We start from the raw sequence: 12,577 nt of genomic DNA on the forward strand, positions 1-12,577 counted from the left end.
GGGCAGGTGGGTGGGCGGTGGGTGTGGGGGCGTACGGCTAGACGAGCCCGCCGAGCGCGGGGTCGCTGATGCTGTCCTTGCCGTTCTCGACGTGGCCGGCGTAGCGGTGCGCGAAGTGGGAGTCGCCCGCGACGGTGACCGTGAGGTCGTACCAGCCGTGGGTGCGCGACAGCTCCCACCGGGCGCGGTCGGTCTCGCCGGGGCGCAGGGACAGGGTCACCGGGCGCGAGCGGTACCAGTCCCGGACGGTCACCTCGACCCGCTTCGCGCCGCGGTTGCGGATCTCGAGGGCGAGCTTGTAGCCGTGCTCGTCGTACGACGGGGTGATGTCGAGCTGCCCGGCCGGCTCGCCACCCGTGAACTGCCGGAAGAAGCCGTTCGGCCCGTGGACCGTCAGGTCGTACGCCGACGCGACATCCCACCGGTCGGTCACGTGCTTCCCCGGCTCGACCGTGTAGCTGCGCGGGGCGTCCGCGCTGCCGGCCTGGCGTACCTGGAAGACCGCCCCGGCCTCGCCGGCGTTGCGGAAGTCGATGCGGAACCCGTCCTTCTCGGCGCGCCCGTCGGCGTGCAGCGTGTAGGGGATCGCGCGGGCGGGGCGCACGCCCCGTTCCTGGCGGGGGAGCCGCTGATCGGCCGGCGGGACCGGCACCTCGTCGGGGTGCCGGACGAGGTCCTCCGGCTTGAAGTCCTCGGTGTCCGGCAGCGTGACCTCGTGCGACCGGTTCGGCGTCCGGAAGTCGAAGGCGGTGGTGAGGTCACCGACGACCGCGCGTCGCCACGGGGTGATGTTCGACTCGGTAAGGTCCGGCCGGCGCTTTCCGAACCGCGCCTCGAGGAACCGGATCAGCGAGGTGTGGTCGAAGAGCTGGGAGTTGACCCAGCCGCCCCGGGTCCAGGGCGAGACGACGATCATCGGTACGCGGATGCCGAGGCCGTACGGACCGGCCTGGTTGTGGGCGTCGCCGGGGAAGATCTCGTTGGTGACCGGCACGGTCGAGAGCCCCTGCTCCCGCGTCATGGGGGGCGTCGGCGGCACCATGTGGTCGAAGAAGCCGCCCTCCTCGTCGTACGTGACGAAGAGCGCCATCTTGCTCCACACCTCGGGGTTCGAGGCGAGGATGTCGACGACCTGCGAGACGTACCACGAGCCGTAGGCGGGCTCCCAGTTCGGGTGCTCGGTGTACGCCTCGGGCGCCACGATCCACGACACCTGCGGCAGCCGGCCCTGCTCGACGTCGGCCCGGAAGTCGGCGAGCAGCGCCTCCGGGTCGCGGCCCTGCGTCCGGATCTCGGTGCCGGTCTTCGCCCGGTCGGCCAGCGGCGTGCCGGGCTGCGCGTTCTGGTACTGGTGGAAGTAGAGCAGCGAGTTGTCGCCGTAGTTGCCGATGTACGGGTCGCTGGTCCAGCCCCAGGAGCCGGCGGCGTTCAGGCCGGTGCCCACGTCCTGGTAGATCTTCCAGGAGATGCCGTTGCGCTCCAGCCGCTCCGGGTACGTCGACCAGTCGTAGCCGGCCTCCGCGTTGGTGACGACCGGGCCGCCGCCCTTGCCGTCGTTGCCCACCCAGCCGCTCCACATGTGGTAGCGGTTCGGGTCGGTCGGCCCGATCAGCGAGCAGTGGTAGTTGTCGCAGACGGTGAAGGCGTCGGCGAGCGCGTAGTGGTAGGGCAGGTCCTGGCGGGTGTGGTACGTCATCGACGTGACGCCCTTGTTGGGCACCCACCGGTCGAACCGTCCGCCGTTCCAGGCGTCGTGCCCGTCGTTCCAGCCGTGCGGCGGGTCGGGCAGGAAGGTCTGGCCGAGGTCCTTGACCTCGGGCCGGAACGGCAGCAGCTCGTCCGCGCCGTCGGGCTGGTGCCACACGCTCTTGCCGGAGGGCAGCGTCACGGGGTGCGGGTCGCCGAAGCCGCGCACTCCGCGCAACGTGCCGAAGTAGTGGTCGAAGGAACGGTTCTCCTGCATGAGGAAGATGACGTGCTCGACGTCCTCGATGGAGCCCGTTCGGTCGTTGGCCGGGATGGCGAGTGCCTTGCTGAGGTCCACGGGAAGCGCGGCGCCGACCGCGGGCGCTCCCACCATCTTCAGGAATGTACGGCGATCCACCGTGCCCATTGCTTCACCCCTCGTGAGGTGCTGTTCGAGAAACTGGCGACGGGACGCTACCGACGCTCGGTTGACGGGAGGTGGCCGTAGCTGGTTGCCTCCGCGACCTCCCGACGACGGGAGTCGGGCCTGGTGGACCCGGGTCGGCTGTTCAGCGGCCGGGCTTGCGGGCCAGCAGGTACGCCTGCGGCGTCGTCTCGATGCCGCCGTCGTACGGCTCGGGCTCACGCACCAGACGTGCCCGCAGCTCGAATCCGGCCGCGGTCAGCAGCGCCGCCACCTGCTCGGGCCGCCGCCGCCGGGAGGTCAGCGAGATCGCCCGGCCGAACGCCTCCGTGCGTACGAGCGGCTCGTCGCCGACCTGGAAGACCATGGCGGCGACGCCACCGGGGGCGAGCGCGCGGTGGAACCCGGCGAAGGTCGCCGGCAGCAGCTCGTCGGGCACGTGGATGATCGAGTACCAGGCCGTGATGCCGGCGAGGCCGTTCGCGGGCAGGTCGAGCGCGGTCATCGAGCCCTCCTCGAAGCGCAGCCCGGGATGGGCGCGCCGGGCCAGCGCCAGCATGCCCGGCGACAGGTCGACGCCGAACACGTCCAGGCCCAGGGCGGCGAGGTGGCCGGTCACCGTGCCCGTCCCGCAGCCGATGTCGGCGACGGGCCCGTTGCCGGCGCGCCGGACCAGCTCGGCGAACGCGGCGAGCACGGCGCGGTCCCAGGGCTTGCTGGCCAGCTCGTGTCGCCACTGCCGGTCGACGTCGGTGGCCACGGCGTCGTAGGACGCCCGGGTCTCGCGAAGGAAATCCGGCTCGGTCATGGCCCGACACGCTACGCCGACCCACTCCGCGACGCGGGCCGCCGTCCACCGGCGCCCGCGTCGGCGATGTAACGAGAATTGGTGGGAAGACGCTGCGGCCGTAGAGCCGAGCACGGTATTCCCTGCGGGCATAGGCTCCGGCGTAACGAGAATCGGCAGGTCGCGGGCTTCGCGCGACCATCGGTGCCGGACGCGAGTGAGGGGGCGCGTCCGCCGCCATCCGTCGATCCTCGTCCATGCCTGCCCGACGTGACGGAGGATTCATTGCGCCGTACCGCACTGCTCAGCACGCTGACGACCGCGGCGCTCGCCGCCACCATCGCTGCGGCGACCCCGGCGTCCGCGGTCAACACCTACAACGCCCAGCCCGCGCCCGAACGCACCGAGGTCGGCGCGCTGCTCGTCCAGTGGGACCAGGACGGTGACGCGGCGACGCCCGACGTCGTCGACTGGTACTGCTCCGGGACGATGATCGATCGGGACGTCTTCCTGACCGCGGCCCACTGCACCACCGACTGGGCGCCGGGCGCCCGGTTCTACGTCTCGCTCGCCGACGACGTCGACGGTGCGCTCGCCGCCGCCCGGAGCGCCGGGCTGGGCCCGGAGGAGGTGGCCGCCGCCGTCGGTGTCGAGGGCGTCGCCCACACGAACCCCGCCTACCCGGGCAACTCGGCCAACGCCCAGGACATCGCCGTGGTCACCTTCGACGGCGCACAGGCGGCCGAGCTGGACCGACGGTGGGACTTCACCCCGGCCACCCTGCCGACGGCGGGGCAGCTCGACGCGATCGGCAGCCGGGCGCTCGACACGTCCCGATGGGAGGTCGTCGGGTACGGCACCGAGGAGGCCACCCGGGGTCCGGGGGGTCAGGTGCACCTCGGCGGTGGGGTGCGGATGAAGGCCGAGCTGGGCTTCAACGCGCTCAACAAGACCTGGGTCCGCCTGGCCATGAACGAGAGCCGTGGCTACGGCGGGGCCTGCTACGGCGACTCCGGCGGCCCGAACTTCGTGACCATCGACGGGCAGCGGATCCTCGCGGCCACCACCATCACCGGTGACGCTCCCTGCTACGCCACCAACGTGGTCTACCGGATGGACACCCCGACCGCGCGCGACTTCCTCGCGGAGTTCGTCGACCTTCCCTGAGGCCAGGTCGAGCGGCGGCGGCCGGCGGGACCATCGCCGGCCGCCGCCGGGCTCATCCCGGGAGCTGATCGGCGCGCGCGATCACCTGGTCGATCAGCCCGTACTCGCGGGCCTGCTCGGCCGTGAACCAGCGGTCGCGGTCCCAGTCCCGCTGGATCTCGTCGAGTGTGCGGCCACTGTGGCGGGCGATCAGCTCCTGCATGGTCTGCTTCACGTGCAGCATGTTCTGCGCCTGGATCGTGATGTCCGCGGCCGTGCCGCCCATCCCGCCGGACGGCTGGTGCATCATGATCCGCGAGTGCGGCAGCGCGTAGCGCTTGCCGGCCGCGCCGGCGCAGAGCAGGAACTGCCCCATCGACCCGGCGAAACCCAGCGCCAGCGTGGCCACGTCGTTGCGGACGTACCGCATGGTGTCGTAGACCGCCATGCCGGCGCTCACCGAACCGCCCGGCGAGTTGATGTAGAGGTAGATGTCCCTCTCCGGATCCTCCGCGGCGAGCAGCAGGATCTGGGCGCAGATCTGGTTCGCCGAGTCGTCGGTCACCTCCGTGCCGAGGAAGACGATCCGCTCCTTGAGCAGCCGCTCGAACACCTGGTCACCGAAGGACGGCTGCCCGCTCTCCAGCATCCGTACCGGCTCGTACCCGATCATGACTTTCGCCCTCCACCGTGCCGGCGGGCGGCGGGACCGCCCGGGGGACCGGCCTCTCCAGCCTGCGCGGGGCGGTGGTGGTAATCCCAGCGATTCTGCCGGCGGCGAATTCGCCGCCGGCAGAATGGGACCGGATCAGATCGCGGTGAGCCGGCGTGCGCGGGCGTGCCGGCAGGCGAGCAACCCGGCGGTACGCGGGCCGCGACGCCCGGCCGGCGCGGGAGTGGCCCCGCCGACGCGCAGCGTGGGCGCACTCCCGCCGGGGCCGCCGTGCAGCATGCCCCGGGGGGTACGCGGACCGAGCCGGAGACTCGGCCCGGCCTGCGGCCGGGGCGCCGGGACCGGCGCCAGGGTGGTGGACCCGGAGCGGGGCGACGCCGGCACGGCGGGCTCGACGCGCCGCAGGTCGTCCCGGGCCTCCTCGAGCAGTTCGGAGAGGTGGATGCCGAGTGCCCGGCAGATCGCCGCGAGCACCTCGGAGGACGCCTCCTTGCGCCCGCGTTCCACCTCGGAGAGGTAGGGCACGGACACCCCGGCGGCCGCGGCCACCTCACGCAGGGTGCGGCCCTGGCGCAGCCGCAGCCGGCGCAGCACCCCACCGATCACCCGTCGCAGCAACGACATGCCGGCCTCACTTCCCTGCCTCGTCGTCCGGGGGACACCCCCATCATGCCCGCTGTCGCCGGCTCGGACGGCCCCGGACCGGCATCCGGGTCGGACCGGGCGCCCGACCCGGGACCGGTTCACCGGCCGAGGTGCGGCAGCCAGCGGGCAGCGTCCGGGCCGATGTCGAGCCGGCGGAACAGCGCCCGGCTGCCGCCCGGCAGCAGCCCGTCGTCGTTGATCGACACGTTGACGCCCGCGACGTCGTAGACCGTCAGCGACTCCATGCCACCTTCGCCGGTGAGCTGCGCCGCGTGCCCGTCGAGGGTGGTGTTGGGGTCGACGTACCCCTTCTCGTTCGGGTCCCTGATCTGCCGGTACGGCCAGAAGCCCACGCTCACGGTGCGGGCCCGCTGCCGGCCAGGGTCGGCGTCCGGCGGCTCGGGCGACCACGTCATGCCGGCGTACCAGGAGCGGGGTTCGTGCAGATCGAGCACGACCTCGCCCGTGATGGCGCGCAGCGTGTCGGGAACGCCCCGCACGGTCGCGGGCATGGGCAGCACCTCCTGCCCGAAGGTCAAGGTCCGGGCCGCCCGTGCGGCCGCGTCGCTCGGGTCGCCCGGGAGGCCGAGGACCCGCACCTGGGCCCAGCCGTCCGGGGCGTACCGCCAGCGCAGGATCGCCTCGGACCGCTGCGCGCCGGCGTACGACACGAAGGTGCTCGGCCCACCATGCAGGTTCGGTCCGGCGTGGGTGCCACGCAGCGTGGCGGCGCTCCCGTCGTCAAGCTGCGGCGCCGGCGGCTGCGCGCCCTTCGGGAACAGGCTCACGGCGACGCCGCGCCAGGGCTCGCCCGTCTCGTTGAAGGAAGCGCCGAGGTAGACACCGCGCCCGGAGAGCAGCAACCCCGACTGGTACTGGAGGTGCCGCACCCCGTCCGGCAGCCAGCCGAACCGGACGTACACGACGTCCGGTTCGACGACGGTCAGCGCCGCCGGCAGTCCGGTCGCGCGGTCCGGCGCGGCGGGCTCGACGGCCGACGGCGGCCGGTCGCCCGCCACCAGGCCGGGAATGGTCAGGCCGGCGGCGGCCAGTACGCCGACCACCATCGCGGCCCCCGCCGACCGGGCGAGGCGCCGCTGCCGACGACCGGTGGCCATGGCCCGGCCGACGTCGAGCACTGTGGAGGGTGGCTCCGAGGCGGCGACCTCGGCGCGCATCAGGTGGGTCAGTTTCGTTTCGTCCAGCATGGTCGCTCCTCTCAGCGTCCGGCCGGTGCGGGATCGAGCAGGGCGCGCAGGGTGTTCAGGCCCTTCGCCGTCTGGCTCTTGACGGTCCCCGTCGTGCATCCGAGCGCCTTCGCGGTCTCCTCGACGCTCAGATCCTGGAAGTAGCGGAGGACGAGCACCGCGCGCTGTCGGGGCGGGACCTGACGCAGCGCCCCGACCAGGGTGATCCGGTCCGTCGGGTCGACCTGGTCGGCGTGCCGCTCCGGCAGGGCGGCGCCGAGCACCACCCGGGTCCAGCGGAGGCGCCGTTCGTCCAGCAACCGGCGCAGCAGCATCGTGCGGACGAGGGCGTCCGGGTACTCCGCCCGCCGGGCCCGGCTCCAGTTGCGATACAGCTCGGTGAGCACCCGTTGCAGGATGTCGTCGCCGCGATCCCAGTCACCACACATCAGGTACGCGGTTCGCCGCCACTGCGCCATCCGGGCCGCGACGAAGTCGGTGAACTCCGCGTCGGCCCTGGCTCCGCGCCCGCCGCTCGTCTCCACGAAGATCCGCCCTCCGCCCGCCGGCCTCCGCCGTCCGTCATCGTCGACCGGTAGTCGAGTGCGGAACCCCGGCAGGTTGCCCGCCGGCCACCCGGAAGTGCGGATTCCGCCGTACCCGCTATGTTGTGCACGTGCAGCCGACGGAGCAGGGTCGACGGTGATCCACTTTCCCGCGCAGCGCCGAGGGCCGCTGAGCGCGCTCAGCCTGCGCCTGGCCGCCGCGCTCGCCCTGGTCTTCGCCACCGTAGCGGTGGTCTATGCCGACCGTGACGGATACCGCGACGTCAACGAGGACGGCCTGACCCTCCTCGACTGCTTCTACTACGCGGTGGTGACCCTCTCCACCACGGGCTACGGCGACGTCACCCCGATCAGCCAGACCGCCCGGCTCGTGAACGTCGTCTACATCACCCCCGCCCGGGTGCTCTTCCTGATCATCCTGGTCGGCACCACCCTGGAAGTCCTGACCGAGCAGTACCGGACCGGCCGTCGCCTGGCACGGTGGAGGAAGACCGTGAAGGACCACGTCATCATCTGCGGCTACGGCACCAAGGGCCGCAGCGCGGTGTCCGCCCTGCTCGAGAACGGGCTGGACAAGTCGCGAATCATCGTCGTCGAGCGCAGTGGCGCGGCGCTGCGGCAGGCCACGGCGGCCGGGCTCGTGGCGATCGAGGGCTCGGCGACCCGTTCGGCGACGCTCAACCAGGCCCACGTGAAGACCGCCAAGGCGGTGATCATCGCGACCGACAGCGACGACGCGTCGGTCCTCGTGGCGCTGACCGTACGGCAGCTCACCGCCGGGCAGGTGCGGATCATCGCGGCCGCCCGCGAGGCGGAGAACGCACCGCTGCTGAAGCAGAGCGGGGCGCACCACGTGATCGTCTCGTCCGCCACCGCGGGCCGCCTGCTCGGGCTGTCGACCTCCGCCCCGCCACTGATCGACGTCGTGGAGGACCTGCTCACCCCGGGTCAGGGCATGGCGCTCGCGATGCGGTCGGCCGAGCGCGACGAGGTGGGCCGTTCTCCCCGGGAACTGGATTCCCTGGTCATCGCGCTGGTTCGGCGGGGGAAGGTGGTCACCCTCGCGGACCGGGCCGGCGCGGTCATCGAAACCGGCGACATGCTGGTGCACGTCCGGGACGACCGGCCCCAGTCGACGCCGGCCGGCTGACGTCCCGACCGAGCGGTCGGCCGGAAGCGCGACTGAGCGCCCGGGAGCCGGAACCCGGGGTCAGCAGAGCGGGTCCGGGTCCTCCGTGGGCTCGGCGGCGCAGGTCATCGTCGTTCCGCTGGTGGCCCGGCGCAGCAGCTCGTAGAGCTGGTCACGCTCGGCCGGCCGCAGCCCGCCGAGCACCTCGTCCTCCGCGGTGGCGAGGGCGCATTCGGCCTCGCTGAGCCGTTCGGTGCCGGCCGGGGTGATCGTCACCACGTGACGCCGGCGGTCCTCGGGGGAGCGCCGGCGTTCCACCAGGCCGGCGGTCTCCAGCTCGTTGAGCAGTCCCACGACGTTCGTGCCGTCGATCTGCAGCGTGCTGGCAAGCCCCTGCTGGCTGATGTCGCCCCTGTCGCGCAGCACGGTGAGCGCCACGAGGTGGCGGGGGCGCAGCCCGAGCGGCGCCAACACCGACTCCGACCGCAGGCGCATCCGGCGGGCGAGGTGCTCGAGGAGCGCGCCCGAGCGGCGCTCTCCCTGGTCGAGCGGCCCGGAGGACATGTGAGCCAGTTTACCCGGGGCACGGAACATAGTGCTGCTATAAATAGTTGGCACTACACGAACGATCCGTGACCCATGGAGGATTGACCCATGCCGCACCTTCTGCACATCGATTCCAGCATCCGTGGCGAGCACTCGATCAGCCGCCGCCTCACCGCCCGGGCCGCCGCGGCCTGGCGTGCCGCCCACCCGGACGGCACCGTGACCTACCGGGACCTCGGCAAGCAGCCGCTGCCACACCTCGACGAGGCGGGCGGCCTCGCCCGGATGACGCCGCCCGACCAGCACACCCCGGCGCAGCGCGCCTCCTGGCAGCTGAGCGAGGAGCTGGTGGCGGAGGTGGCGCAGGCGTCGACGGTCCTGCTCGGCCTGCCGCTCTACAACTACGGCGCCCCGAGCAGCGTGAAGGCCTGGGTGGACCACCTGATCGCTCCCGGCCTCGCGTTCGACCCGGAGACCCGCGCCGGCCTGCTGGGCGACCGCGAGTTCATCGTGGTGGCCAGCCGCGGCGGCGGCTACGGCGCGGGCACCCCGCGCGAGGGCTGGGACCACGCCGAGCCCTGGCTGCCGCACGGCATCTCGCAGACCGGCCTGGAGCCGCGCTTCATCACCGCCGAGCTCACCCTCGCACCGGGGGTGCCGGCCATGGCCGAACTGGTCCCGCTGCACGAGGAGAGCCTCGCGGCGGCCGAGCGCAGCATCGACGAGCTGTGGGTGCCGGCCTCGGCGGGCGTCTGACCGTCGGGCGGTACGACGAGCGGGCGGGTCATTCCCGTGGGAATGACCCGCCCGCGTCGTGTCCGTCGGCCGCGCCTCAGAGGATCGTCCAGGTGTCCCCACTGTTGAGCAGACCCGCGAGCTGCTGCTCGGGCGTCTCGGTGACCGCCGCCCGGGCGGTGGCCAGCTGGTCCTGCACGACGCTGTCGTACGACGACCGGGACACCGAGCGGAAGACGCCGATCGGGGTGTTGCGCAGGTCGAGGCCCGGCAACCGGGACAGCGCGAAGGCGTACGCCGGATCGGTGACCGTCGCGTCGTGCACGACGATCTCCTCGGGGCGGGTCGTCGCGGTCTCCCGCACCTCCAGGCCGAACCCGCCGGGCGGGTGCACCACGCAGAACTGCCCGTCCCGGCCGAAGGTGATGGGCTGCCCGTGCTCCAGCCGGATGAGGAAATCGTCGCGGGTGGCCGGCTCCTTGAGCTGGTCGAACGCGCCGTCGTTGAAGATGTTGCAGTTCTGGTAGATCTCCACGAACGCCGAGCCCTGGTGCTCGGCGGCGGCCCGGAGCACCGACTGGAGGTGCTTGCGGTCGGAGTCGATGGTGCGGCCCACGAACGTGGCCTCCGCGCCGAGCGCCAGCGAGATCGGGTTGAACGGCGCGTCCGCCGAGCCCACGGGCGTCGACTTGGTGACCTTCCCGAGCTCGGAGGTGGGGGAGTACTGCCCCTTGGTCAGCCCGTAGATCCGGTTGTTGAAGAGCAGGATCTTGAGGTTGACGTTCCGCCGGAGCGCGTGGATCAGGTGGTTGCCGCCGATGGAGAGCGCGTCGCCGTCACCGGTCACCACCCAGACCGACAGGTCGGGGCGCGTGGCCGACAGGCCGGTGGCGATGGCCGGGGCGCGGCCGTGGATCGAGTGCATCCCGTACGTGTTCATGTAGTACGGGAAGCGGGACGAGCAGCCGATCCCGGAGACGAAGACGATCCGCTCGCGGGGGATGTTCAGCTCCGGCATGAACTGCTGGATGGCGGCGAGGATCGCGTAGTCGCCGCAACCGGGGCACCAGCGCACCTCCTGGTCGGACTTGAAGTCCTTGGCGGTGAGCTTGAGGGCGACGGGCTCAGACATTCTTCAGGACCTCTTCCAGCATCGTCTCCAGCTCCGCGGCCGTGAACGGCAGACCCCGGACCTGGTTGTAGCCGATCGCGTCGACCAGGTACTTCGCGCGGATCACGTGCGCCAACTGCCCGAGGTTCATCTCGGGGACGACCACCCGGTCGTACGCGCGCAGGACGGCGCCCAGGTTGGCCGGCATCGGCGCGAGGTGCCGCAGGTGCGCCTGGGCGATGGAGAGCCCCCGCTGGCGCAGGCCGCGGCAGGCGGCGCCGATCGGCCCGTACGTCGAGCCCCAGCCGAGCACCAGCACCCGGGCGTCGCCGTCCGGGTCGTCCACCTCGACGTCCGGCACCGGGATCGTCTCGATCCGGGCCGAGCGGGTGCGCACCATGAAGTCGTGGTTCGCCGGGTCGTACGAGATGTCGCCGGTCTTGTCGGCCTTCTCCAGCCCGCCGATCCGGTGCTCCAGACCGGGGGTGCCGGGGACGGCCCACGGCCGGGCCAGCGTCTCCGGGTCGCGCAGGTACGGCAGGAACGTGGCGCCGTCCTCGCCGTTGGGCGCCGTGGCGAACTCCACCCGCAGGTCGGGCAGGGACTCCACGTCGGGCAGCAGCCACGGCTCGGAGCCGTTGGCCACGTAGTTGTCGGACAGCAGGATCACCGGCGTGCGGTAGGTGAGCGCGATCCGGGCCGCCTCGATGGCCGCGTAGAAGCAGTCGGCCGGCGACTTCGGGGCGATGACGGCGACCGGCGCCTCGCCGTGGCGGCCGTAGAGCGCCAGGTTGAGGTCGGCCTGCTCGGTCTTGGTCGGCATGCCGGTGGACGGCCCGGCGCGCTGCACGTCGACGATGACCAGCGGCAGCTCCAGCGCCACCGCCAGGGAGATCGTCTCGCTCTTCAGGGCCACGCCCGGGCCGCTCGTGGTGGTGACGCCCAGCGAGCCGCCGTACGAGGCGCCGAGGGCGGCGCCGACCGCCGCGATCTCGTCCTCGGCCTGCATGGTGAGCACGCCGAACCTCTTGTGCTTACTCAGCTCGTGCAGGATGTCCGAGGCCGGCGTGATCGGGTACGCGCCGAGGAAGACCGGCAGCCCGGAGCGGACGCCGGCGGCCACCAGACCCAGCGAGAGCGCCGCGTTGCCGGTGATGTTGCGGTAGGTGCCCGGCGGCATCTTCGCCGGCTTGACCTCGTAGCGGACCGCGAAGTCCTCGGTGGTCTCGCCGAAGTTCCAGCCGGCCCGGAAGGCGGCCACGTTGGCGGCAACCAGCTCCGGGCGGGCGGCGAACTTGCGCTCGAGGAACCGCAGCGTCGACTCGTACGGGCGGGAGTACATCCAGGAGAGCAGGCCGAGGGCGAACATGTTCTTGGCTCGCTCGGCGTCCTTCTTGGACACGTCCTGGGCGGCGAGGGCCCCGATGGTCATCGAGGTCAGCGCCACGGGGTGCACCGCGTAGCCGGCGAGGGTGTCGTCCTCGAGAGGGCTCACCTGGTAGCCCACCTTGGCGAGGTTGCGCTTGGTGAACTCGTCGGTGTTGACGATGATGTCGGCGCCGCGGGGCAGGTCGGCCAGGTTGGCCTTGAGGGCCGCCGGGTTCATGGCGACGAGCACGTTCGGCGCGTCACCCGGGGTGAGGATGTCGTAGTCGGCGAAGTGCACCTGGAAACTGGACACGCCGGGCAGGGTGCCGGCGGGGGCCCGGATCTCCGCGGGGAAGTTGGGCAGCGTGGAGATGTCGTTGCCGAGCTGGGCGGTCTCCGAGGTGAACCGGTCCCCGGTCAGCTGCATGCCGTCGCCGGAATCGCCGGCGAACCGGATGACAACCCGATCGAGTTGACGGGTCTGCTTGCTCACGCCTGCACCTCGTTTCGCTGCGCCCGGTGGCGGCCCGACATCAGGGTGCGCTCGCCTCGCCCGGCCACGTGACCTCCTTGA

The 12,577-nt window shown here is 72.1% G+C and carries 12 protein-coding genes; 3 read left to right on the plus strand and 9 right to left on the minus strand.

The annotated features are described in order from the left end of the window. Nucleotides 1–37: 37 nt before the first annotated feature. Both ACSNOA_RS04770 and ACSNOA_RS04775 read right to left on the minus strand, forming a co-directional pair. Nucleotides 38–2,113 (minus strand): phosphocholine-specific phospholipase C, encoded by a 2,076-nt coding sequence (locus tag ACSNOA_RS04770; RefSeq protein ID WP_436656652.1) that lies wholly within the window; start codon nucleotides 2,111–2,113, stop codon nucleotides 38–40. 142 nt (nucleotides 2,114–2,255) lie between these two features. Continuing rightward, nucleotides 2,256–2,918, minus strand: coding sequence for a class I SAM-dependent DNA methyltransferase (locus tag ACSNOA_RS04775; protein ID WP_436656654.1), 663 nt, complete (start codon nucleotides 2,916–2,918; stop codon nucleotides 2,256–2,258). Nucleotides 2,919–3,182: 264 nt separating this feature from the next. Between ACSNOA_RS04775 and ACSNOA_RS04780 the strand changes: the two genes are divergently transcribed. Further along, nucleotides 3,183–4,064: a trypsin-like serine protease gene (locus ACSNOA_RS04780; protein ID WP_436656656.1), complete on the plus strand. Its 882-nt coding sequence runs from the start codon at nucleotides 3,183–3,185 to the stop codon at nucleotides 4,062–4,064. A gap of 52 nt (nucleotides 4,065–4,116) precedes the next feature. On the opposite strand, the gene ACSNOA_RS04785 is transcribed toward ACSNOA_RS04780, so the two are convergent. From ACSNOA_RS04785 to ACSNOA_RS04800, 4 genes are all read right to left on the minus strand, one after another. Continuing rightward, the gene (locus ACSNOA_RS04785; protein ID WP_436656658.1) at nucleotides 4,117–4,716 is read right to left on the minus strand and encodes a ClpP family protease; all 600 of its coding nucleotides are present in this window, start codon (nucleotides 4,714–4,716) and stop codon (nucleotides 4,117–4,119) included. A gap of 135 nt (nucleotides 4,717–4,851) precedes the next feature. Next, nucleotides 4,852–5,340, minus strand: a complete 489-nt coding sequence (locus tag ACSNOA_RS04790) for a helix-turn-helix domain-containing protein (RefSeq protein ID WP_436656660.1) — start codon at nucleotides 5,338–5,340, stop codon at nucleotides 4,852–4,854. 119 nt (nucleotides 5,341–5,459) lie between these two features. Beyond that, on the minus strand, nucleotides 5,460–6,569 hold the full coding sequence (locus ACSNOA_RS04795; RefSeq protein ID WP_436656662.1) for a hypothetical protein: 1,110 nt from the start codon (nucleotides 6,567–6,569) through the stop codon (nucleotides 5,460–5,462). Between the two features lie 11 nt (nucleotides 6,570–6,580). Next, entirely contained in the window at nucleotides 6,581–7,093 is a 513-nt protein-coding gene (locus ACSNOA_RS04800; RefSeq protein ID WP_436656664.1) for a SigE family RNA polymerase sigma factor, read from the minus strand. Nucleotides 7,094–7,250: 157 nt separating this feature from the next. Between ACSNOA_RS04800 and ACSNOA_RS04805 the strand changes: the two genes are divergently transcribed. Beyond that, nucleotides 7,251–8,264: a potassium channel family protein gene (locus ACSNOA_RS04805; protein ID WP_436656666.1), complete on the plus strand. Its 1,014-nt coding sequence runs from the start codon at nucleotides 7,251–7,253 to the stop codon at nucleotides 8,262–8,264. Between the two features lie 60 nt (nucleotides 8,265–8,324). Here ACSNOA_RS04805 and ACSNOA_RS04810 read toward each other — a convergent pair whose 3' ends face one another. After that, on the minus strand, nucleotides 8,325–8,807 hold the full coding sequence (locus ACSNOA_RS04810; RefSeq protein ID WP_436656668.1) for a MarR family winged helix-turn-helix transcriptional regulator: 483 nt from the start codon (nucleotides 8,805–8,807) through the stop codon (nucleotides 8,325–8,327). 90 nt (nucleotides 8,808–8,897) lie between these two features. Here ACSNOA_RS04810 and ACSNOA_RS04815 point away from each other — a divergent pair, with 90 nt between their 5' ends. Further along, the gene (locus tag ACSNOA_RS04815) at nucleotides 8,898–9,545 is read left to right on the plus strand and encodes an FMN-dependent NADH-azoreductase (protein WP_436656670.1); all 648 of its coding nucleotides are present in this window, start codon (nucleotides 8,898–8,900) and stop codon (nucleotides 9,543–9,545) included. A 76-nt stretch (nucleotides 9,546–9,621) separates the two neighbouring features. Here the strand turns inward: ACSNOA_RS04815 and ACSNOA_RS04820 are convergent, their stop codons facing one another. Both ACSNOA_RS04820 and ACSNOA_RS04825 read right to left on the minus strand, forming a co-directional pair. Then, nucleotides 9,622–10,656: a 2-oxoacid:ferredoxin oxidoreductase subunit beta gene (locus ACSNOA_RS04820; RefSeq protein WP_436656672.1), complete on the minus strand. Its 1,035-nt coding sequence runs from the start codon at nucleotides 10,654–10,656 to the stop codon at nucleotides 9,622–9,624. Beyond that, nucleotides 10,649–12,496: a 2-oxoacid:acceptor oxidoreductase subunit alpha gene (locus tag ACSNOA_RS04825; protein WP_436656674.1), complete on the minus strand. Its 1,848-nt coding sequence runs from the start codon at nucleotides 12,494–12,496 to the stop codon at nucleotides 10,649–10,651. Before ACSNOA_RS04825 ends, ACSNOA_RS04820 begins: the two co-directional genes overlap by 8 nt. Nucleotides 12,497–12,577: the final 81 nt, after the last annotated feature.

It is taken from the genome of Micromonospora sp. URMC 103 (genome assembly GCF_051386435.1).
Taxonomy (GTDB): Bacteria; Actinomycetota; Actinomycetes; order Mycobacteriales; family Micromonosporaceae; genus Micromonospora.